The organism is Pseudomonas sp. D3-27, from assembly GCF_051132165.1.
GTDB lineage: Bacteria > Pseudomonadota > Gammaproteobacteria > Pseudomonadales > Pseudomonadaceae > Aquipseudomonas.
Genome location: NZ_CP071667.1, coordinates 529,190 through 550,642, shown reverse-complemented (window position 1 = coordinate 550,642; position 21,453 = coordinate 529,190). Strand labels below are relative to the sequence as shown.

Annotated in this window: 16 protein-coding genes; 7 read left to right on the top strand and 9 right to left on the bottom strand. The window is 62.1% G+C overall.

From position 1 onward, the window contains the following. Nucleotides 1-25 precede the first annotated feature (25 nt). From J3P92_RS02525 to J3P92_RS02490, 8 genes are all read right to left on the bottom strand, one after another. Nucleotides 26-1,894 (bottom strand): hypothetical protein, encoded by a 1,869-nt coding sequence (locus J3P92_RS02525; protein WP_434649822.1) that lies wholly within the window; start codon nt 1,892-1,894, stop codon nt 26-28. Between the two features lie 153 nt (nt 1,895-2,047). Then, a complete protein-coding gene (locus tag J3P92_RS02520) occupies nt 2,048-5,500 on the bottom strand; it encodes a GMC oxidoreductase (protein ID WP_434649820.1) in 3,453 nt (1,150 codons plus the stop codon). Nucleotides 5,501-6,598: 1,098 nt separating this feature from the next. Next, nucleotides 6,599-7,369, bottom strand: coding sequence for an electron transfer flavoprotein subunit beta (locus J3P92_RS02515; protein ID WP_420764945.1), 771 nt, complete (start codon nt 7,367-7,369; stop codon nt 6,599-6,601). 15 nt (nt 7,370-7,384) lie between these two features. Next, nucleotides 7,385-8,605, bottom strand: coding sequence for an electron transfer flavoprotein subunit alpha/FixB family protein (locus J3P92_RS02510; RefSeq protein ID WP_434649818.1), 1,221 nt, complete (start codon nt 8,603-8,605; stop codon nt 7,385-7,387). Then, complete coding sequence (gene dgcB / locus J3P92_RS02505) at nt 8,605-10,554, bottom strand: dimethylglycine demethylation protein DgcB (protein ID WP_434649816.1); 1,950 nt, start codon at nt 10,552-10,554, stop codon at nt 8,605-8,607. The genes J3P92_RS02510 and dgcB overlap by 1 nt, the downstream gene beginning before the upstream one ends. 163 nt (nt 10,555-10,717) lie before the next feature. Next, complete coding sequence (dgcA, locus tag J3P92_RS02500; RefSeq protein WP_434649814.1) at nt 10,718-12,778, bottom strand: dimethylglycine demethylation protein DgcA; 2,061 nt, start codon at nt 12,776-12,778, stop codon at nt 10,718-10,720. A gap of 15 nt (nt 12,779-12,793) precedes the next feature. Then, nucleotides 12,794-13,324: a DUF5943 domain-containing protein gene (locus tag J3P92_RS02495; RefSeq protein ID WP_018612374.1), complete on the bottom strand. Its 531-nt coding sequence runs from the start codon at nt 13,322-13,324 to the stop codon at nt 12,794-12,796. A gap of 79 nt (nt 13,325-13,403) precedes the next feature. Then, nucleotides 13,404-14,381 (bottom strand): dipeptidase, encoded by a 978-nt coding sequence (locus J3P92_RS02490; RefSeq protein ID WP_420765167.1) that lies wholly within the window; start codon nt 14,379-14,381, stop codon nt 13,404-13,406. A gap of 233 nt (nt 14,382-14,614) precedes the next feature. Between J3P92_RS02490 and J3P92_RS02485 the strand changes: the two genes are divergently transcribed. From J3P92_RS02485 to J3P92_RS02475, 3 genes are all read left to right on the top strand, one after another. Beyond that, nucleotides 14,615-15,016 (top strand): lysozyme inhibitor LprI family protein, encoded by a 402-nt coding sequence (locus tag J3P92_RS02485; RefSeq protein ID WP_434649812.1) that lies wholly within the window; start codon nt 14,615-14,617, stop codon nt 15,014-15,016. A 109-nt stretch (nt 15,017-15,125) separates the two neighbouring features. Continuing rightward, on the top strand, nt 15,126-15,902 hold the full coding sequence (locus tag J3P92_RS02480; protein WP_434561901.1) for a DUF4239 domain-containing protein: 777 nt from the start codon (nt 15,126-15,128) through the stop codon (nt 15,900-15,902). 49 nt (nt 15,903-15,951) lie between these two features. Next, nucleotides 15,952-16,368 (top strand): DUF3010 family protein, encoded by a 417-nt coding sequence (locus tag J3P92_RS02475; protein WP_420764951.1) that lies wholly within the window; start codon nt 15,952-15,954, stop codon nt 16,366-16,368. Nucleotides 16,369-16,498: 130 nt separating this feature from the next. Here J3P92_RS02475 and J3P92_RS02470 read toward each other — a convergent pair whose 3' ends face one another. After that, the gene (locus J3P92_RS02470; protein ID WP_420764952.1) at nt 16,499-17,458 is read right to left on the bottom strand and encodes a GlxA family transcriptional regulator; all 960 of its coding nucleotides are present in this window, start codon (nt 17,456-17,458) and stop codon (nt 16,499-16,501) included. A gap of 187 nt (nt 17,459-17,645) precedes the next feature. Here J3P92_RS02470 and choX point away from each other — a divergent pair, with 187 nt between their 5' ends. The 4 genes from choX to J3P92_RS02450 all read left to right on the top strand — a co-directional run bounded on the left by choX (nt 17,646) and on the right by J3P92_RS02450 (nt 21,450). Beyond that, the gene (gene choX / locus J3P92_RS02465) at nt 17,646-18,590 is read left to right on the top strand and encodes a choline ABC transporter substrate-binding protein (RefSeq protein WP_420764953.1); all 945 of its coding nucleotides are present in this window, start codon (nt 17,646-17,648) and stop codon (nt 18,588-18,590) included. Between the two features lie 227 nt (nt 18,591-18,817). Further along, nucleotides 18,818-19,705, top strand: coding sequence for a 3-keto-5-aminohexanoate cleavage protein (locus J3P92_RS02460; protein WP_045157164.1), 888 nt, complete (start codon nt 18,818-18,820; stop codon nt 19,703-19,705). A 142-nt stretch (nt 19,706-19,847) separates the two neighbouring features. Next, on the top strand, nt 19,848-20,813 hold the full coding sequence (locus tag J3P92_RS02455) for an L-carnitine dehydrogenase (RefSeq protein ID WP_420764954.1): 966 nt from the start codon (nt 19,848-19,850) through the stop codon (nt 20,811-20,813). 160 nt (nt 20,814-20,973) lie between these two features. Further along, complete coding sequence (locus tag J3P92_RS02450) at nt 20,974-21,450, top strand: thioesterase family protein (RefSeq protein WP_434649809.1); 477 nt, start codon at nt 20,974-20,976, stop codon at nt 21,448-21,450. The last annotated feature ends 3 nt before the right edge of the window (nt 21,451-21,453 follow it).

Below are 21,453 nucleotides of genomic sequence, written 5' to 3'. Positions count from 1 at the left end.
GGACGCTCCTTCGTTGTGCCCTGGGCTACAGGGTCTTCATGAATTCGATCAGGGCCCGCTTGTCGATGTCCGACAGTTGCGTGCCATACAGGTGACCGCCGTTGTGATTGCCTTCCAGGCGGGTGTCGTATTTGAAATCGGCCGACGCCTTCATCTGCGCGCCGCTGGTGATGAAGCCGACCTTCTCCTGGTCGTAGATATCGGAGCCGGTGTAAAAGACTTGCGGACGCTGCTCCGGCGCTTGCAGCAAATCCCACAAGGTCGGCACCGAGCCGTTGTGCAGGTACGGCGCACGCAACCAGATGCCGTCGGTGGGCGTGTTGCTGTAGCTCTGGGTCTTGCGGTAGGCGCCAAAGTCGAACGGTGGTTTCTTGAAGCCGTGGAACGCGCTCACCAGGCCGGTGGTAAAGGAGTTCAGGCGATGGGGATCGGTGCCCAACTGGTCGATATTGGTGGTGACTTGCCCGGTATCACTGCGCCCGAAATCGTGGCAACCGGCGCAGTTTTGATCCCAGATCGGCTTGCCCTGGGCAACTTTTCCTTGGTCCAGGGCGAACGGCCACGCCGGCGCCTTGTGGCCAAGCAGCCAGTTGGTCACGCGGTTGAAACTAGGCGGCAATACCGATCCCGGCGTCGCGCCCACGGCCATGGCGGCGGCGTAGTTGCGTTCGTGGATCTTGTTGTTATTGCCGTCCCAGTGCAGGTACATGGACTCGCGAGGTTTCTGGTTCCACACCTGCGGCAAGTCCACGGTGCCGATGGTGGAGTCATCCGGGAAGCCAAAGACCACCATCTTGGTCGGGTTGAAGGTGTCGGTCCGCCCTGGCCCCTGGGCCGGACGCAGCTTCTGCCAGGCATAGGCCTGCTTCTGCTTGAGCAACGCGCTTTTTGCCATTGGGATGATCAGGTAGCGGTTGTAGAGCTTTTCGAAAAAGCCCAGCTGGAACTTGCCGTTGATCGCTGCCATGACGGCGTCGGGGGTGAATTTCGGGTCGCTGGCACACTCGTAGGCGAACCATTGAAAGGCTTGCAGTTGCAGGGTATTGGCCGGCGCGGCGGCGACGGGCACCGCGACGTCGGAGGCATTGGCCCGATACGAACCGGTATGGCACAGGGCGCAGTTCGGCTCCACGGTGGGGTAGCCGAGCTGCCGCTTGGCCATGCCGATGGGCAGGTCGTTGCCATTTTCATAGAGAAAACCGAACACCTCGTAGCCGCCTGGCTTGGGCATTTTTTCCGGACACATCTGCGGCAGCACGGCGAACAGGTAATAGGGAATCCGCGCCTCGATGCCCAGGCCGATGGCGGCGTATTTGTAGTGATCTTCATCGGATGCAAAGTCCGGTTGCGGCACTTCCCGGATCATCTGGTACCAGGTCTGGTAGCCGATGAAACCCAACAACAAGATCACCACCAACGTGCCGACCCTGAACGCGTGGCTCTGCCAGCGCAGCGCCCAGCCGGCGCGCCACTCGCGCCAACCGGCCTGGAGCAAGGCCAGCGGACGGTTGGCCACCGGGCTGCCCAGGTAAAGCAGCACGCCCAGGATCAGGAACATGCTCAGGTCGCCCATCAACATCGGCACGAACAACGAGCCCTGGTTGTTGGTGTTGATCAGGTAGATCCAGAACACCACCGCCACCAGCCGCGACAGCACGCACAACCACGAATGCACCACGAAACGCGGCGCGTTGAAGCCCGAAGGCATGTAGAACAGGCTGATCCCCACCAGCAACATGCCGGTGTTCTCCAACCAGGGATCGGACAGCACGGGCGGCAGGCCAAGCATGGACGTCAGCAACGCCGGCGCGAACAGCGCCGGGATCGCGAAGACCATGTTCATGACGATGCCGATCCAGATGATGCGTTGGAACCAGCGGATGTGAGCGTTCATGGCATCCTTTTCCTTATTCTTGACTCACCACAAAACCCATGTGGCGTGGGAGCTTGCTCCCGCTGGGCCGCGTAGCGGCCCCCAAGACTTCAAAAGCGACGACTGCTTCGCAGCCGAGCGGGAGCAAGCTCCCTCGCCACCGAGGGCAGCCAGCTAGCCCAGCGCCGTTTTCTCCAGGTGCTCAAGAATGATCGGATACACATCCACCACCGCATCCTTGCCGAACATGCAGTCGATGTGACCGTAGCCGGGTATCTCGTGGCGGCTGAACAGTTGCGGGCCATGCATGTCGCACAGCCGCTCGTAGGTCTTGAGGGTGCTTTGCGGCAGGTAGCACTGGTTGTCGGCACCGCTGATGAAGCAGATCGGCAAACTCAACCGATCGAAATGCGGCATGTAGACGTCGTTGCCCTTGAAGTCCACCAGATGCCCCTTGCGCACGATCAACGCCAGATGCTCGAAGGTCTGGATGTTCGACTCGCCGAACAATTCGTGCAGGTTGTCGTGCAGGGTTTCGTTGAGGGTGTCGTGGCGGTACAGCGAGGCGTACATGAACGTGATGCGATGACAGACCGGGTTGGTGCAATAACCCTGAGCCTCGATCCGGGCATAGCCATTGAGGGCCTTGTCGTAGAGTTTGTTGAACCAGCTTTCCTTGGTGTCGGCGTAGGCCGTCATGGATTTGATGCCGATGGCATCGAGCACTCCCGGCAGGTGCAGACCGGCCTTGAGCCCCGTGGCGGTGGCGACCACCGTGTCGGCCGCGATCTGCGAGCAAACCACCGAACGCACGCCCTGCAACCCGGCGAGCATCGACATGAAGAAGGTCGTCGCGCCATAGCAATGCACCACGCATTGCACGTCGCGGGCCAGGGTTGCCTGCTGGATCTGCTCGATGGCCGCCTTGAAGTCATACTGGGCCACCTGGTCGCCATTCCATTCATGCTTGCTGGCCGGCAGCAGGATGCTGACGCGCAGGTCCAGTAGCCAGACGTCATATTCGTGCTTGCACAGGTACTCCAGCAGGTTGGTGTGGATGGTGTCGGTGGAGAAGATATTCGAGCCCACGCCCAGGCCATGCACCAACATCACGGGGCCCTTGCTGCCAGCTTGGTAGCGGGTCAGGCGAAGCTCGACGTTATCTTCGGTCTGGAAGAAATGCACCACCGGGGCCGGCGCATCCAAGGGGCGTTTCAAGCGTGGCGGCGCGTCCGGGTTGAAGTAGACGTCGCCGGAGAAGACGCCGCCGTAGCTTTCCCACAAGATACCCGCGAAGAACTTGCCGAACCGCGCCAACGCCTCCACGCGCTCACGCTCATTGCGGGCGTTGAGCACTTTCATGGTGGTCATCTGCCTGGCGAAGTCGGCCGGCAGAATGTGCATGACGCCGGAGCCGAGCACCGCGCCGGTCTTGTCCGGCCCGCGATAAAGCGTGACGTACAGCGTGCTGGTGTCGTGCCAGATGTTCAGCACGCCGTTGTCCTCGGGCACGGTCTTGAAGGCGCTGAAGTAATAATCGCTGCCGTCTTCGGCGGTCAGCTTCATGTCGTAGTTCATGTGCCGCACGCCGACCTGCTCCTGGTATTGCTCGAACAGGTTGAATACGCCATTGCTGGCAACCAGGGGCTTGGGCGACAGCAGCGGCGCATCGAGGGTGCCCACCAGCGTCGCGGCGTGCTCCGGCTCCTTGATCAGGCGATTGAGGTCGGCGGCGGTGATGGTCAGGGTGAACTCGATGGGTGAGTTGTCCGCCTGGCCGCGCTTGGCCGCCGCTTCGTAAAGGCTGAGGTCGGTGCCTTGGGGCTGGGTGAACGCCGTGGAGAAGAAGCCCTTCATGGTTTCGGTGAACTGCACGCCGAGGGTTGGCGCCGCCACCGGTTTGCGCGGCGCCGACGGTAGCGTGTAATCGATCAGCCAGCCGCGATCAGCCGCCAGCAGCCCCATGTTGCGCTCACTCACTGCTGAAATCGTCAGCAAGGGATTGACCGCCAGAGAGGTCGGAATCACCGAGCCGTCCGTCACATACAGGCCCGGGTAGACGTCGGTGCCGCTGGCGCCGCTGAACACCTGGCCCTTGTGGTTGACCACGCCCTGGACCGCGTCCTCGCCCATCACGCAACCGCCCAGTGGATGAACCGAAACGATGCTGTGCTTGAGCAACTTGGTCCAGATCGGATTCTCGACCCAGATCCCGCCCAGGGCCTTGGTGCTCTGGTGCAGACGCTCGTTGCCAAGGGTGACGTTTTCCTGCTCGCCGACACCGGGCCAGTCGATGCGCAGTTGGTCCTTGTTATCGAGCACCATGCGGCCCTTGCCGTTGTCATGGCTCATGATCAAATAGGTCTGCATGTTGTGCAGCGCGCCGTAATACGGCCCACGCAGGAAACTCTCGGCCTCGCGGCCCTTGTACTTGAGGCTGGCACCGAAGCCGGTGTCGGTGGGCACGCCGATCGTTTCGGCGAACGCCGCCATGCTTGGCACCATGGCTCGGCCGAGGGCGCCGGGGATCGAGCCTTCCTCGATCACCATGCGGCTGCGCCAGTCGCCCTCGGTGCGCATGTCGATGATCGACGTAATGCATGGCCCCACCGGCTCGAGTTCCTTGGCCGAATGGGCGCCAAAGCCGATGCCGTTGATCACTTGATCGCAGTTGTGGCCGAAACCGAGGATGTCACCGTTGCCGCTCATGTTTTCGCCCAACTGGGCGGACATCGACAGGCCCTTGTCCCGCGAGCGCAGCATGATTTCGGTGGAACCCAGGGTGCCGGCGGACACCACCACGATGTCCGCGCGCACAAAGAGCGTCGGCGCCGAAAACATTTCGCGACCGCTGTCCAGGTATTGGAAATGCACGATCCAGCCGTCACCCTCGCGCTCCAGGTGACGCACCTCGGCCTGGCAGAAAATCTCCGCGCCATGGTTCCAGGCATCCGGCAGGTAGTTCATCAGCGTGGTGTTCTTGGCCTTGTTGTTACAGCCCGAGACGCAGTCGCCACAGCCATTGCACGGCAGTTGCTCAACGCCGACGTGATTGAGATTGTTGGGCAGCTTGTCGAAGGTGACGTTGATCGGCGGTTTGTAGAAGTGGGCGCCTTGCTTGAGGTAGTCCGCCGACTTCTTGTGGGCGTCGAGCTTGGGCAGGTTCGGCGAGGACGCCGGATAAGGGTTGGGCTTGAGCATTTCACGGGCCCGGGCGTAGCCGTCCTTGAGCAACGTATCGCTGTGCTCGCGCATCGCCAGGGGCCAGCGCGGGTCCTCGAAGACACCGGGCTCGGCTTCCAGCGCTACGTTGGCGTTGATCAGCGAGGTACCGCCCAGGCCACACCCGACCACGACGTTCTGCTGGGCGTTGACGTGCAGGTCGAACAACCCGGTGCGCGAACCAATGTGGCCGTCCGGGTCATGCACCTGCAATTCTTCGGTGGCGGCGAGCAAGGTATTGGGATACTCGCCGGGCTGGATCTCCCGGCCGCGCTCCAGCAGACAGACCTTGCGCCCGGCCCGGGACAAGCGTGACGCGGCGATACCGCCGCCGTAGCCGGAACCAATGACGATAACGTCGTAGTGCTCCTTGATTTCACTGATGGGGGTCGAGATCCGTGTCATGTTCAAGTCCTCTCAGGCAGAAGGGGCAACTCTGCGGTTGCCTGTAAATTCACAGGCGCAGGAACGCCTGGCCACTATCCCGTATGGGTTGAAGCGGCAGTCAACGGTGACTGGGGAAAAGCTCAGGTGTTATAGGCGTGCACGCTGATTGGCCCCGCGACGATGGGTGCGTCGAAGCGGCGAGACGGCAGGCGTGGGGATGCATGTCGGGGCTGAAGCGGGAAACGGTTGGGGGGCCTTGCTATCCATCGTGCGTTCTCCCTGAACCAGATATGGATAATGTTCGCTGTCCTTGTGCCATGAGTGAAGACAGGCGACACCCCTACGTCAAGGCAGTTCCTTAGAACTGTATGAAATTTGATCTATCGCGATTAGCACTAAGCCGGCCGTGGCTCCCAGAGTTCCGCGAACAAGTTATCCACATGACCACCCACAGCAAATGGGGACAAATGTGCACGCGCCGGCAATTTGCTGAGGGCCAATGTGAATAAAATCCGTGAGTTATCTAACGACAACAGTTTCCTGACGGTGTGACTGTTTTTTGATCAGCACTCTGAGAGCCTTTGATTTAAAGGGCTACAGGGCATAGCGAACACCTTATCCACAGAAGCGCCAACAGGGTTTGGGGGTAACTTTGACGGTTTTGTGGAAAACCCATTTCACGCCCTATAGATCCATGTTTTCCAGTGGTTTTCCGGGTGACGGCGCGAATCTGGCTATTATTTGATCAGCGCTGTGAAAGCCGCGAAGCGCTTGGCCTGTAGCGGACAGCGAACATCTTATCCACAGAAGCGCCAACAGAGATTGGGGGCAAGTTTTGCTCGAAGCGGGGTTTTATCCGCGGAGAAAAGCCAATAAAAACCGTAAGTTAGGCTGGCTGTTTTTTGATCGAAGGGCTACAGCGCCTGATTGGCGTGGGCCGTAGCGAGGGGCGAACAGGTTATCCACAGAGGCGCACACAGGGATTGTGAGTAACACCGAACCAACTATGGGAGCGAGCCTGTTCGCGAAGACGGCGCATCGGTAGATACCTTCAGCGGCTGACGGAATGTCTTCGCAAGCAGGCTCGCTCCCACAGGGTTTTGTTTTGAATTAGGTTTAACGAACCACCCCTTCCTCTACCAACAATTTGAGAATCGCCTCTGCCCCTGCCTCCGGGCTCACGCCCTTGAGCACCTGCCCGCCCCCGCCGCTGGCCTTGGCCGTGGCGGCTTTCATGCGATCGGCGCCGCTCTTGGCCTTGATCACTTTCAGGCGCTTGGGCCTTGGCTTGGCCGGTTGCAGGGTCGCCACGGCCAACAACGTATCGTCAATGACCTCGACCTCTTCAGCATGCAACGCCCCACGCCGCGCCGGGCCGTAGGCGCTTTGCCGAGGTTTTGGCGCGGCGTTATCCACAGTGGCGAGAAATGGCAGGCGCACCTTGAGCCGCCGCCGCTGACCACGGGGCAAGGCTTGCAACACCAGGGCCGCGCCGTTTTCGATGGATTCGACCTGGGCCAGCCCCACCACCAGCGGCCAACCGAGGCTCTCCGCTAGCAAAAATGGAAGCATGCCCGAACCTTCGCCGGTTTCCGCCTGGCTGCCGGTCAGCACCACCTGGGCGCCGGCGTCACGCAGATAGTCGGTGAGGGCCGGCAGCGCGTCGGCTCCGACGGGGTTTTCCAGGACGTGAAGTTCATCCAGCCCCATGCCCAGATAAGCGCGCAACGCCGGTTCCGCCACATCCCCGGCATGCAGCACTTGCAGGTCGTTGCCGGCCAGCTGCAGGCCCAGTTCCACGGCACGGGCGTCTTGCTCGGCGCGCCGTGGCCGACCGGAGGTCGGGTGGGCGCCGATGGAGACAAGGCTGATCACTTGGGTACTCATGAGCGTTTCCTTAGCTTAAGCCGCATCGCGCCTGGCTTCGTTGCGGTAAGCCTCTACCGCCGCGATCAGGGCCTGGAGAATCGCCGCGCTGTCACCGATCACCGACAGGTCCGCCCGTTTGATCATGTCGCAGCCCGGATCGAGGTTGATCGCCACCACCTTGTCGCAGGCGCCGATGCCTTGCAGGTGCTGGATCGCCCCAGAAATCCCGACGGCCACGTAGACCCTCGCCGTGACCCAGGTGCCGGACGCACCGACCTGGCGATCCCGGGCCATGAAACCGTCGTCCACCGCTACCCGCGAGGCACCCTCGGTCGCGCCCAAGGCCGCCGCTGTCCTGTGGAAAAGCGCCCAGTCCTTGACGCCGTTGCCGCCGGAGAAAATGAACTCGGCCTCGGCCATCGGAATCGCACCCGGGTCAACCGCCACCGCGCCGAGGTCTTCAATGCGCGACAGGCTGCGCGCCACGCTTGTGGATAACTCCACCGGCAGGGCTTCGTGACGGGTTTCGCTGACCGGCTCGGCGCATTCGGCGGCGGCCAGGATCAACCGCGCCAATGGCCGTGCGAGGTCTTGCAGCCCCGCACCGGCGCGGCCGATGCAGGCCTCGCCCTGGACCTGCCAGACCCGCGTGGCCGGGCGTTCGCCCAAGGCCGCGGCAAAGCGCCGACCCAGTTCGCCACCACCGCTGCGGCTGTCGGGCAGCAGCCAGTGGCGTGGGTTGAATTGGTTATCCACAGCCCGTAACCCTTGCACCCGCTGCTCCGGTGCATAACCGCTGAATTCCTCGCCATCGAGCACCAGCAAGCGGTCCACGCCCGCCGTGGTGAAGGTGTTCTCCTTGTGCTCGCCGAAGACCACGGCCAGCACCGCCCCGTCACTGCCGGCCAGCTGATGGGCCAGGCCCAGCAAATCGCGGTCGTGGCTGCTGAGGCGGCCGCCGACCATATCCGGCACAACGCTGATGTAGAACGCCGGTTGCACGACTTGATGCAGCGGCAATTGCACTTGCGTCGCGGCGGTGCGTTTGGTTGCACCGCCCTGCTGGGCACCGCTACGGTCGATGCGCTTGATGCCGTTGGGGCCGATGAAACCGACGCCATGGACGTTCTTGCGAATGACGCCGTTGGGCCCCATCCAGCTGTGCTGCACCGGTTGCATGGCTGTGTGCAACGGATGCAGGCGGTTGCGGGCAATCCACTCGGCGCGAGGGTCGCGGCGGATGATGTCGCTCATTAATGCACCTCCGCAGGTTCACGTTTGGCCGGCGCCACAGGCTTGCGCGGCGCGGCTTCTTCTAGCAGCGCGTCGGCCACCAGTTCGGCAATGTCCTTGATCATCGGCCGAGGTTCGACCACGCCTTCGAGCATCGCGGTGCATTGTGGACAACCCACCGCCACCAGCTCGGCGCCGGTTTCACGGATGTCTTCCATGCGCATGTCCGGGATGCGCTGCTTGCCCGGGATGTCGGTGATCGGCGCGCCGCCGCCACCGCCGCAGCAACGGGAACGGAAACCGGAACGCTGCATTTCCTTCACCTCGATGCCGAGCGCACGAAGCACTTGGCGCGGCGCTTCATATTCGCCGTTGTAGCGGCCCAGGTAGCAAGGGTCGTGATAGGTCACGCTGTCGCCCTTGTGCTGACCAAGATTCAGGGCGCCGGCGTCGATGATCTCGGCCATATAGGTGCTGTGGTGCTGCACCAGGTAATTGCCATCAAAGGCACCGTATTCGTTTTTCAACACGTGAAAGCTGTGGGGGTCGCACGTGACGATGCGGTTGAAGCTGTATTTGGCCAGGGTCTGGATATTGCGCTTGGCCAACAGCTGGAACGTCGCTTCATCACCCAGGCGCCGGGCCACGTCGCCGCTGTCGCGCTCCTCGAGACCGAGCACGGCGAAGTCGATTTTCGCCGCCTTGAGCACTTTGACGAAGGCGCGCAGGGTGCGCTGGTTGCGCATGTCGAAGGCGCCGTCGCCGACCCAGAACAGAACGTCGGTGGATTTCTTCTCGCTGAGCAGGTCGAGGTTCAGGTCCGCCGCCCAGTTCATTCGCCCGCCCGGGGCGAAGCCGCCGGGGTTATCGGTGGCGATGAGGTTTTCCAATACTTCGGCGCCCTTGTTCGGCGTCGCGCCTTTTTCCAGGGTCAGGTGACGGCGCATGTCGACGATGGCATCGACGTGCTCGATCATCATCGGGCATTCCTCGACGCAAGCCCGGCAGGTAGTGCAGGACCACAGGGTCTCGGCGTCCACCAGGCCGTTGACGATCGGCTGATGTGGATTGCCGCCGTGCTCACCCACCGGTTTGCCTGGATAAGGGCTGCCGGCGAATTTCGCATCGGTGCCGCCGGCCAGGCCGACGACCATGTCCTGGATGAGTTTCTTCGGGTTCAACGGCTGGCCGGCGGCGAACGCCGGGCAAGCCGCTTCGCACTTGCCGCACTGCACGCATGCGTCAAAGCCCAGCAGTTGGTTCCAAGTGAAGTCCTTGGGTTTTTCCACGCCCAGCGGTGCGGCAGGATCGTTCAGGTCCAACGGTTTGAGACCGGTGGAACGGCCGCCACCGAAGCGCTCGGCGCGGCGGTGCCAGGCCAGGTGCAGGGCACCGGCGAAGGCGTGTTTCATCGGCCCGCCCCAGGTCATGCCGAAGAACAATTCCGACACGCCCCACAACACGCCGACACCGAGGATCGCCGCCACCAGCCAGCCGCCAAAGTTTTCCGGAAGGATGCCCGCCACCGGCAGCGTCACCAAAAAGAACGACACCGAGAAGGCCAGCAGGCTTTTCGGCAGGCGCATCCACGGGCCTTTCGACAAGCGCGCCGGCGGGTTGCGCCGACGCAGGTACATGAAGATCGCGCCCACGAACATCACCGCCGACATCAGCAGCAAGGCGTAGCCGAGGATGCGGTTGTGCAGGCCAAAACCGTGGACCAGGATCGCCAACACAATCGACGCCACCGCACCACCCGCCGTGGCGACGTGGGTGTTGGCAATGTATTTGTCCCGCGCCACCACATGGTGCAGATCCACCATGTAGCGTTTGGGCATGGCAAAAAGTCCGCCGATCAGATCGACCTTGGCCGGTCGTCCCCGGCGCCACATGTTCACCCGCCGCAAGGCGCCGAGGGCAGCGAGGCCCAGGGCTGCGAACAGCAGGATTGGAAGAAGGGTGTTCAACATAGGTGTTGCTCCCAAAGACCTCAGGGTCTTGCAGGTCGAGATGCCTTACTCGGTGCCTGTGGGAGCGAGCTTGCTCGCGATTGCATTCTGTCAGTCACATTTGCATTGACTGACCCACCGCTTTCGCGAGCAAGCTCGCTCCCACAGGATCATGTGCAAGCCGTTAGAAATCCTTGCACAACCGCAGGGCGTCGTAGATGGCCGCGTGGGTATTACGCTGGGCCACGCAGTCGCCGATGCGGAACAGCAGGTAACCGTCGCCGCTCTGCTCCAGGCACGGCTGGGGTTTGATCGCGAACAGGGCTTCGACGTCGATCTGGCCCTTGTTGCGCGAACCTTCCTTGAGCGCGTAGTAGATTTCTTCGTCCGGCCGCACGCCGTTCTCCACCACCACCTGGTCGACCACGCGTTCTTCCTTGGCGCCGGTGTATTCGTTCTCCAGCACCGCCACCAGCTTGTCGCCTTCGCGGTAGACCTTTTCCAGCATCATGTCCCCGGTCATGATCACTTCCTTGGGGTACATGCTGCGGTAGTAGGTGGGGAACGAAGTCCCGCCAATGGCCACGCCCGGCTTGATGTCGTCGGTGACGATCTCGACCTGGCTACCCTTGTCGGCGAGGAAGTCGGCCACCGACATGCCGGTGAATTCGCAAATGGTGTCGTAGACCAGCACGTTCTTGCCCGGCGCGACCTTGCCGTCGAGCACGTCCCAGCTGCTGACCACCAGCCCTTCGGCGGCGCCCCAGTGTTCGTTCTGCTCCACGTTCGGATGACCGCCGACGGCGAGCACCACCACGTCCGGACGCAGGTCCATGATGGTCGGCGCGTCCGCCGCCACGCCCAGGCGCAGGTCGACTTTCAACCGCGCAAGTTCCAGTTGGAACCAGCGGGTGATACCGGCGATCTGGTCCCGTTGCGGCGCTTTCGAGGCGGTGGTGATCTGTCCGCCGATGAATTCCTTCTTCTCGAACAGGGTCACGTCGTGTCCACGTTCGGCGGCCACGCGCGCCGCTTCCATCCCGGCCGGGCCGGCACCGACCACCACGACTTTGCGCTTGGGCCCGGTGGACTTCTCGATGATGTGCGGCACGCCCATGTATTCACGGGACGTCGCGGCGTTCTGGATGCACAGCACGTCCAGGCCCTGGTACTGGCGGTCGATGCAATAGTTGGCGCCGACGCACTGCTTGATCTGGTCGACCTGGCCCATTTTGATCTTGGCGATCAGGTGTGGGTCGGCAATGTGGGCGCGAGTCATGCCGACCATGTCGACGTAGCCGCCCTCCAGGATCCGCGTGGCCTGGTTCGGGTCCTTGATGTTCTGCGCGTGCAGCACCGGGACTTTGACCACTTCCTTGATACCGGCGGCCAGGTGCAGGAACGGCTCCGGTGGATAACTCATGTTCGGAATGACGTTCGCCAGGGTGTTGTGGGTGTCGCAACCCGAACCCACGACGCCGATGAAGTCGAGCATGCCGGTGTCGTCGTAGTACTTGGCGATCTGCTTCATGTCCTCGTGGGATAAGCCGTCCGGGTGGAACTCGTCACCGCACAGGCGCATGCCCACGCAGAAGTCGTCGCCCACTTCGGCGCGCACGGCCTTCAACACTTCCAGGCCGAACTTCATGCGGCCTTCGAAGCTGCCGCCCCATTCGTCGGTACGCTTGTTGACCCGCGGGCTCCAGAACTGGTCGATCATGTGCTGGTGCACGGCCGACAGCTCGACGCCGTCCAGGCCCCCGGCCTTGGCACGCCGCGCGGCCTGGGCGTAGTTGCCGATCACCCGCCAGATTTCTTCCGGCTCGATGGTCTTGCAGGTGGCACGGTGCACCGGCTCACGCACGCCGGACGGCGACATCAGGGTCGGCCAGTTGAAGCCGTCCCAACGCGAGCGACGGCCCATGTGGGTAATCTGGATCATGATCTTGGCGCCATGCTTGTGCATGGCGTCGGCCAGGTTCTGGAAATGCGGGATGATACGGTCGGTGGACAGGTTCACCGAGCTCCACCATTCCTGCGGGCTGTCGATGGCAACTACCGACGAGCCACCGCAAATCGCCAGGCCGATGCCGCCCTTGGCCTTCTCTTCGTAATACTTCACGTACCGGTCGGTGGTCATGCCGCCGTCGGTGGCGTAGACCTCCGCGTGCGCGGTGCTGAGCACGCGGTTGCGGATGGTCAGCTTGCCGATCTGGATCGGCTGGAACATTGCTTCAAAAGCCATGGCGCGATCCTCGACTTACAACGGCTTGACGATGAACAGGCCGTCGTCGTGGCCTTCTTCGGAACCGCCGTAGACCTGCTCGGCCACGGTGCGGATCTGGCTGCCGCGCGCGGCGAGGATCTGGTCCATGGCCCCGGCGAACCAGCCGGTGAACATGTAGTCGACCTTGCGCCCGACCTTGCCGTACACATAGACGAACGCCGAGTGTTCGAGCTTGACGCTGGCGGTGCCTTTGTCCAGGTCAATGTCCTGGATCTTGAACAGGCCCCAGCCACGCTGCGAAAGGCGCTTCATGTAGTGCTCGAACACCGCGACGCCTTCCAGGCCGTGGCATTCGGCTTCTTTTTCACACCAGTGCCAGGCGGATTTGTAGCCAGCCTTGTAGAGAATCTCGGCGTAGGCGTCGGCGCCCAGCACTTCCTCGATGCCCATGTGGTTGTTGACGAAAAAGTGGCGCGGCACGTACAGCATCGGCAGGGCGTCGGAGGTCCAGACACCGGTTTCGCTGTCGACTTCGATAGGCAGTTGCGGGGCGATCTTGGCCATGAAAACTTGACTCCGGAAATTCGTGATGTGCCTGCGGCGCGAGTGGCCGCAGGTAAAGGATTCAGTGACGCGACGGCGTTTATTCGCCCCAGACATCTTTCAAAATGTTGACCCAGTTCTCGCCCATGATCTTGCGCACCACCCGCTCCGGGTGACCGCGCTTGAGCAGCGTTTCGGTGAGGTTCGGAAACTCGCCCACGGTGCGGATGCCCAGGGGGTTGATGATCTTGCCGAAGCTGGTCAGACGACGGGCGTAGCCCTTGTCGTGGGTCAGCATTTCGAAGAAGTCCTGGCCGTGACCCTGGGTGAAGTCGGTGCCGATGCCGATGGCGTCCTCGCCGACGATGTTCATGGTGTACTCGATGGCTTCGGCGTAGTCGTCGATGGTCGAATCGATGCCCTTGGCCAGGAACGGCGCGAACATGGTCACGCCGACGAAACCACCGTGGTCGGCAATGAATTTCAGCTCTTCATCGGATTTGTTGCGCGGGTGTTCTTTGAGGCCGGACGGCAGGCAGTGGGAGTAGCAGACCGGTTTCTTCGATTCGAGGATGACTTCCTCGGAGGTCTTGGAGCCAACGTGGGACAGGTCGCACATGACGCCGACGCGGTTCATCTCGGCGACGATTTCGCGACCGAAGCCCGACAGGCCGCCGTCGCGCTCGTAGCAACCGGTGCCCACCAGGTTCTGGGTGTTGTAGCACATCTGCACCACACCGACGCCGAGCTGCTTGAAGATCTCGACGTAGCCGAGCTGGTCTTCGAAGGCATGGGCGTTCTGGAAGCCAAAGATAATGCCGGTCTTGCCCTGTTCCTTGGCGCGGCGGATGTCGGCGGTGGTTTTCACCGGGATCACCAGGTCGCTGTTCTCGCGGATCAGTTTCTGGCTGGCAACGATGTTGTTGATGGTGGCCTGGAAACCTTCCCACACCGACACCGTGCAGTTGGCTGCGGTCAGGCCGCCCTTGCGCATGTCTTCGAACAGGTCGCGGTTCCACTTGGCAATGATCAGCCCGTCGATAACGATGCTGTCGGCGTGCAATTCGGCTGGGCTCATCAGGCAGTCCCCTTGTTGGCGATTCATGCGCCGAATCGTGTGCCGGCGCTTTGGGGCCAGCATATGCCGGAGGGCCGTGGCGACCGGGTGCAAAAACGACAGGGGAATTGCCGAAAGCGTCAATCCACGATAATGGGCTGCGACGGGCCCCCTCTGTCCATCTGTTATTTACCCGGCGCTTGGGCCAGAATCCGCGGCACCACTGGCTTTCACTGGATTTGAGCGACAACCCGATGAAATCGATCTTCCTTGCCCTGGCACTGATCAGCACCGTCGCCCACGCGACCGAAGACACCGAGCCCAACCCCTGCGACGAAGTTGAAAACGACGTCCAGACCCTGGCCTGTTCCGCCTATGGCAAAGCCGCCGCCGAGCAGTTGCTCAGCGACAACCTGCAGAGCCTCAACGAACGCCTGCAAACCCGCTACGCCAGCGACAAGGCCCAGCTCAACGACATCACCGCCAAGATCAAGGCCGCTCAACAACTCTGGCAAAAACAGCGCGAAGCCGACTGCGCCATCGCCGCCTTCCCGGCCAAGCCCGGCAGCAACGCCTACAAAATCGCCGAAAACGACTGCATGGCCCAGGTGAGCGATGACCGGTCGGAGTTCTTGGAATCGATTGGGCAGGAGTGAACGAACAGCGGTTATAGGAAGAACTGCGCAACGCCGTCTACACTGGCTGCATACCCGTCCGAGCCGGGCTGTACAGACGAGTCACACACGACGATCAGAGGATTTTCGTATGCACTCTCTTACAGCCTTGCCCTTCTACGGGTTAGCCATCTTTATCGCCATCGTGCTGGGCATCGAGGCCGGTCGCCAAGTCGGCAACCGTCACCTGGCCCAGGACCCGGACGGCGCTCGCCAGGGCATCGGGGCCATCGAAGGCGCGGTGTTTGGCCTGCTAGCACTGCTGATTGCCTTCACCTTTTCCGGGGCGGCCTCGCGCCTGGACCAGCGCCGCGCGTTGATCGTTGCCGAAACCAATGCCATGGGCACCGCCTGGTTGCGCCTGGATCTTCTGCCCGCCAGCGAACAACCGGACATCCGCCAGGCATTCCGAGAGTATGTCGATGCCCGTATCGAGTATTACCGCGACTTGCGCGAAGACGAAGTCGACGAAGCGGCCCATGACCGAGCCAATGATCTGCAGCAAACCATCTGGAAACGTACCGTCGCCGCCCTGCAACAGATGCCCACCCCAACCTTGGGAACGCCTGTGCTGCAGGCGCAAAACGAAATGATCGACATAACCACGACGCGCGCCGTGGCTCACGAAACCCACCCACCCCTGACCATTTACCTGATGCTCGTGACCATGACCCTGATCAGCGCCATGCTGATCGGCTACGGCATGGCCGGCACCCGGCAGCGCAACTGGCTGCACAGCCTGGGCTATGCGGCGGTGATGGTCTGCGTGTTGTATGTGATCCTGGATTTCGAGTACCCGCGCTTTGGGGTGATCCGGGTCGACTATTTCGACAAGATCATGCTGGACCTGCGGGCGAGCATGAATTGAGCAAGGCGGATAGACTGGCGTTCCAGACCTCCGGAATCCAAGGCCAAGCATGATCATCTGCGGCATCGAAATCAAAGGCAGCGAAGCGATCATCGCCGTTGCCTCGCTGGACCAGCAGGCGTTGAGCCACGTCGCGCTGAACACAAAAAAAATCGCCCTGGACGATGACGACGAAGCCGCCAACGTCAAAGCCTTCGCCGCGCAAGTGCGGGCTTTCGTGGCGGACAATGGCATCGACCGCATCGCCATCAAGAAGCGCAGCAAGAAAGGTGAGTTCGCGGGCGGCCCGACCACCTTCAAGATCGAAGGCGTTTTCCAATTGCTCGAAGGCTGCGAAGTGACACTGCTGTCGCCACAGACCATCAACGCACAGAGCAAAAAACATGACTTCGCCCTGCCGACGACGCTGAACAAGTATCAGCATGAGGCATACAAGGCGGCGTGCTCGGCGTTGATGAAGAAGTAGCCCTTTCCAAACACAGTAACCGTGGCGAGGGAGCTTGCTCCCGCTCGGCTGCGCAGCAGTCGTGAACCGGTTTACAGAGGTTACCTGTTGCACCGCGGTGTCTGGTTTTGGGGGCGGCCGGGCCAGCCTGTCAAACCACCTCCCGCTCATCCCCCTGCCGCCGCCGATCCTCCCTAGGGCAACGTGCAAACCGTGCCCTGTAGCTGCGGGTGAAATACGACGGCGATTCGAATCCACAGGCAATGCTGACTTCCAGCACACTCATGTCGGTCTGGCGCAGCAGTTGCCGGGCCTTTTCCAAGCGCAGGCGCAGGTAGAAATTACTCGGCGTGTCGTTCAGGTGCAGGCGGAACAGGCGTTCAAGCTGGCGGCGCGTGACGTTGATCGATTCGGCCAGCGCCAGGGTGCTCAGTGGCGGTTCGCTGTTGGCCTCCATTTCTCCAATCACATGCACCAGCTTCTTGTTGCGAATGCCGTAGCGGGTGGCGATTTCCATGCGCTGGTGATCTTTGCGTGGACGAATGCGACCGAGCACGAACTGCTCGCTGACCTGGATTGCGAGTTCCGGGCCGTGGGCCTGCGCGATCAGGTCGAGCATGAGGTCAATCGAGGCAGTGCCGCCGGCGCAAGTGATGCGGCGGCGGTCGATTTCGAAGAGCTCCTGGGTCACGGCGAGCTGGGGATAGGACTCCTTGAACGCCTCGATCGCCTCCCAATGCAGGGTGACGCGATGGCCATCCAGCAATCCCGCCTCCGCGAGCACCACGCTGCCGGTGTCGATTCCGCCGAGGATGACACCGTCGTTATCCAGCCGGTGCAACCACCTCTCAAGCACCGGGCTGACGAACTTCAACGGCTCGAAGCCCGCCACGATCCAGAGCGTCGCGCCCTTCTTCAGCGGCTCCAGCGCAGCATCGGCGTTGACCGACATGCCATTGCTCGCCAGCACCGCTCCGCCATCGGCACTCAGGACATGCCAGCGGTAAAGCTCGCCACGAAACCGATTGGCGACCCGTAACGGCTCGATGGCCGAAATGAAACCGATGGCCGAGAAACCCGGCATCAATAAGAAATAGAAATCCTGGGACATGAAACGCTCTCGGTTGGCGGGCAGCGTGCGGACCTTGATACGCCAGTTGCAACAACCGTTCAAGAGTCGCTGTAGTGCAAGAGCACGTCGCCGCTGTGCGTTTTGCCCCGCCCGGGCCTGCGTAACGTGGCATCACCGGCGCACAGACACCGGGCCCCATAACAATAAGCTGCCGAGGAACCCGACAATGAAACGACTGATCAGCTGCTGCGTTATTGCACTCAGCACCACTTCTTTACTGAACCAGGCCGCCCTCGCAGCCGAACCCGCCGCCTGCCAGAATGTGCGCCTGGGCGTGGTCAACTGGACGGACGTCATTGCCACCAGCGCCCTGACCCAAGTGATGCTCGACGGCCTCGGCTACAAGACCAAGCAGACCAGCGCCTCCCAGCAGATCATTTTCGCCGGCATCCGCGATCAGCGCCTGGACATGTTCCTGGGCTACTGGAACCCGCTGATGACCCAGACCATCACCCCGTTCGTCGAAGCCAAGCAGGTCAAGGTGCTTGAGCAGCCCAGCCTGAAGGACGCCCGCGCCACCCTGGCCGTGCCGACTTACCTGGCCGACAAGGGTCTGAAGACGTTCGCTGACATCGCCAAATTCGAGAAGGAGCTGGGCGGCAAGATCTACGGCATCGAGCCCGGCTCCGGCGCCAACACCCAGATCAAGGCGATGATTGCCAAGAATCAGTTCGGCCTGGGCAAATTCCAACTGGTCGAGTCCAGCGAGGCCGGCATGCTCGCCGCCGTGGACCGCGCCGTGCGACGCAAGGAAGCCGTGGTGTTCTTCGGCTGGGCGCCGCACCCGATGAACGTCAACGTGCAAATGACCTACCTCACCGGCAGCGAAGACGCCCTCGGTCCGAACGAAGGCATGGCCACCGTGTGGACCGTCACCGCGCCGAACTACGCCGAGCAATGCCCGAACGTCAGCCGTCTGCTGAGCAACCTGACCTTCACCGCCGAAGACGAGAGCCGGATGATGCAGCCGCTGCTCGATCACAAGGATCCGCTCGAATCGGCCCGGCAATGGCTCAAGGATCATCCACAGGACAAACAGCGCTGGCTCGAAGGCGTGACCACCTTCGATGGCAAGCCCGCCGCCGACAACCTGAAACTCACTAGCAACTGACTGAACGTTAATTCTCTGCGCAGCACTTGTGGCCTGTACGGTTAATTCGAGCACTCAAATTCGAGTGTCAGGACTTGCCAGGCAAGGCGCCATGACGAGTCGTAGCTCGCTACGGCGAGGAATGGCAACGCAGTCTGGCAAGTTCTGGCGCCGAAGTTGGGTGCACGAATCAGCCACACAGGCCACTAACTGCGCGGTGACTCACCACGCCTGAAGGAATCCGCACCATGAACCACGACGTCATCATCACCTGCGCACTCACCGGTGCTGGCGACACGACCGCCAAGAGCCCTCACGTGCCGGTCACCCCGAAACAGATCGCCGCCGCTGCCGTCGAGGCCGCGAAAGCCGGGGCCACGGTGGTCCATTGCCACGTCCGAGATCCGCAGACCGGCAAGTTCAGCCGCGATGTGGCGCTGTATCGCGAAGTGATGGAGCGCATCCGTGAGGCGGACGTCGACATCATCGTCAACCTCACCGCCGGGATGGGCGGTGACTTGGAGATCGGCGCGGGCGAACGACCGATGGAATTCGGCCCCAACACCGATCTGGTGGGCCCGCTGACCCGCCTGGCCCACGTTGAAGAGCTGCTGCCGGAAATCTGCACCCTGGATTGCGGCACCCTGAACTTCGGCGACGGCGACACCATTTACGTCTCCACTCCGGCGCAACTGCGGGCCGGCGCCAAGCGCATCACCGAGCTCGGCGTGAAGGCCGAGCTGGAGATCTTCGACACCGGCCACCTGTGGTTCGCCAAGCAATTGATCAAGGAAGGCCTGCTGGACAATCCGCTGTTCCAACTCTGCCTGGGCATTCCATGGGGCGCGCCGGCCGACACCACCACAATGAAAGCCATGGTCGACAACCTGCCCGCCGACGCGGTGTGGGCCGGCTTTGGCATCGGCCGCATGCAAATGCCAATGGCGGCCCAAGCCGTGCTGCTGGGTGGCAACGTACGGGTCGGGCTGGAAGACAACCTCTGGCTGGACAAAGGCGTGCTCGCCACCAACGGCCAACTGGTGGAGCGAGCCGGCGAAATCCTCAGCCGCCTCGGCGCACGGGTGCTTACGCCTGCCGAAGGTCGCAAGAAAATGGGCCTGGTCCAGCGCGGCTAAACCGAATCGACGCATAACCCTGTGGGAGCGAGCTCGCTCGCGATAGCGATATTCCAGACTTCGACGATGCGTCGGATGTACCGCCGCCATCGCGAGCAAGCTCGCTCCCACAGGTGATTTTCACTCTTTTCAGGAAACCACCATGAGCTTTATCACCGACATCAAGACCTTCGCCGCCCTGGGCAGTGGCGTCATCGGCAGCGGCTGGGTCAGCCGCGCCCTGGCCCATGGCCTCGACGTGGTCGCCTGGGACCCGGCGCCCGGCGCCGAAGCCGCGTTGCGCAAGCGCGTCGCCAATGCTTGGGGCGCCCTGGAGAAACAAGGCCTGGCCCCTGGCGCTTCGCAGGATCGGCTGCGTTTTGTCGCGACCATCGAGGAATGCGTGCGCGACGCCGACTTCATCCAGGAAAGTGCCCCCGAGCGCCTGGAGCTCAAATTGCAGCTGCACAGCCAGATCAGCGCCGCCGCCAAGCCGAACGCATTGATCGGGTCGAGCACCTCCGGGCTGCTGCCGAGCGAATTCTATGAAAGCTCGACCCATCCGGAACGGTGCGTGGTCGGTCACCCGTTCAATCCGGTCTACCTGCTGCCCCTGGTGGAAGTGGTCGGCGGCAAAAACACCGCACCCGAGGCCGTGCAAGCGGCGATTCAAGTCTACGAATCCCTCGGCATGCGGCCGCTGCACGTGCGCAAGGAAGTGCCCGGTTTCATTGCCGACCGCTTGCTTGAAGCGCTCTGGCGCGAGGCGTTGCACCTGGTCAATGACGGCGTGGCAACCACCGGCGAAATCGACGATGCCATCCGTTTTGGCGCCGGCCTGCGCTGGTCATTCATGGGCACATTCCTGACCTACACCCTGGCCGGCGGCGACGCTGGGATGCGTCACTTCATGGCTCAGTTCGGCCCGGCGTTGCAACTGCCCTGGACCTACCTGCCGGCACCGGAACTGACCGAGAAACTGATCGACGATGTGGTGGACGGGACGAGCGAACAGTTGGGGCAGCACAGCATTTCAGCTTTGGAACGCTATCGTGATGATTGCCTGTTGGCGGTGCTGGAGGCGGTGAAGGCCACCAAGCAAAAGCACGGAATGATTTTTAGCGAATAACACCATTCCTATGGCGAGGGAGCTTGCTCCCGCTCGGCCGCGCAGCGGTCGCAAAACCAGCGAATGCCATTTGGCTGATACACCGCGTACAACCGGTTTGGGGCTGCTTCACAGCCCAGCGGGAGCAAGCTCCCTCGCCACGATTGCATTGGAGTCCAACATGCCCACCCTCACTACCTACCAAACCCGCATCCTCCCAGAATGGGTCGACTACAACGGCCACCTGCGCGACGCCTTCTACTTGCTGATCTTCAGCTACGCCACCGATGCGTTGATGGACCGGCTCGGCCTGGACAGCCAGAGCCGCGAAGCCAGCGGCCATTCGCTGTTCACCCTCGAGATGCACCTGAACTACCTGCACGAAGTGAAGCTCGGCGCCGATGTCGAGGTGCATACGCACATCATCGGCCACGATGCCAAACGCCTGCACCTCTACCACAGCCTGCACTTGGCGGGCGGCGACAAAGAGCTGGCCGGCAATGAGCAGATGCTACTGCACGTCGATCTGGCGGGGCCACGTTCGGCGCCGTTTAGCGAACAGACCCTGGGCCAACTCAAAGCCCTGCTCGACAGCCAGTCCGACCTGCCGGCGCCATCCTGCATCGGGCGTGTCATCGCCCTGCCACCCGCCCGATAAGCC

What these genes read in the sequence shown, in the direction of transcription:
- J3P92_RS02525 (WP_434649822.1), bottom strand. Translation starts at nt 1,894, where the DNA reads ATGAACGCTCACATCCGCTGGTTCCAACGCATCATCTGGATCGGCATC.
- J3P92_RS02520 (WP_434649820.1), bottom strand. Translation starts at nt 5,500, where the DNA reads ATGACACGGATCTCGACCCCCATCAGTGAAATCAAGGAGCACTACGAC.
- J3P92_RS02515 (WP_420764945.1), bottom strand. Translation starts at nt 7,369, where the DNA reads ATGAGTACCCAAGTGATCAGCCTTGTCTCCATCGGCGCCCACCCGACC.
- J3P92_RS02510 (WP_434649818.1), bottom strand. Translation starts at nt 8,605, where the DNA reads ATGAGCGACATCATCCGCCGCGACCCTCGCGCCGAGTGGATTGCCCGC.
- dgcB (WP_434649816.1), bottom strand. Translation starts at nt 10,554, where the DNA reads ATGTTGAACACCCTTCTTCCAATCCTGCTGTTCGCAGCCCTGGGCCTC.
- dgcA (WP_434649814.1), bottom strand. Translation starts at nt 12,778, where the DNA reads ATGGCTTTTGAAGCAATGTTCCAGCCGATCCAGATCGGCAAGCTGACC.
- J3P92_RS02495 (WP_018612374.1), bottom strand. Translation starts at nt 13,324, where the DNA reads ATGGCCAAGATCGCCCCGCAACTGCCTATCGAAGTCGACAGCGAAACC.
- J3P92_RS02490 (WP_420765167.1), bottom strand. Translation starts at nt 14,381, where the DNA reads ATGAGCCCAGCCGAATTGCACGCCGACAGCATCGTTATCGACGGGCTG.
- J3P92_RS02485 (WP_434649812.1), top strand. Translation starts at nt 14,615, where the DNA reads ATGAAATCGATCTTCCTTGCCCTGGCACTGATCAGCACCGTCGCCCAC.
- J3P92_RS02480 (WP_434561901.1), top strand. Translation starts at nt 15,126, where the DNA reads ATGCACTCTCTTACAGCCTTGCCCTTCTACGGGTTAGCCATCTTTATC.
- J3P92_RS02475 (WP_420764951.1), top strand. Translation starts at nt 15,952, where the DNA reads ATGATCATCTGCGGCATCGAAATCAAAGGCAGCGAAGCGATCATCGCC.
- J3P92_RS02470 (WP_420764952.1), bottom strand. Translation starts at nt 17,458, where the DNA reads ATGTCCCAGGATTTCTATTTCTTATTGATGCCGGGTTTCTCGGCCATC.
- choX (WP_420764953.1), top strand. Translation starts at nt 17,646, where the DNA reads ATGAAACGACTGATCAGCTGCTGCGTTATTGCACTCAGCACCACTTCT.
- J3P92_RS02460 (WP_045157164.1), top strand. Translation starts at nt 18,818, where the DNA reads ATGAACCACGACGTCATCATCACCTGCGCACTCACCGGTGCTGGCGAC.
- J3P92_RS02455 (WP_420764954.1), top strand. Translation starts at nt 19,848, where the DNA reads ATGAGCTTTATCACCGACATCAAGACCTTCGCCGCCCTGGGCAGTGGC.
- J3P92_RS02450 (WP_434649809.1), top strand. Translation starts at nt 20,974, where the DNA reads ATGCCCACCCTCACTACCTACCAAACCCGCATCCTCCCAGAATGGGTC.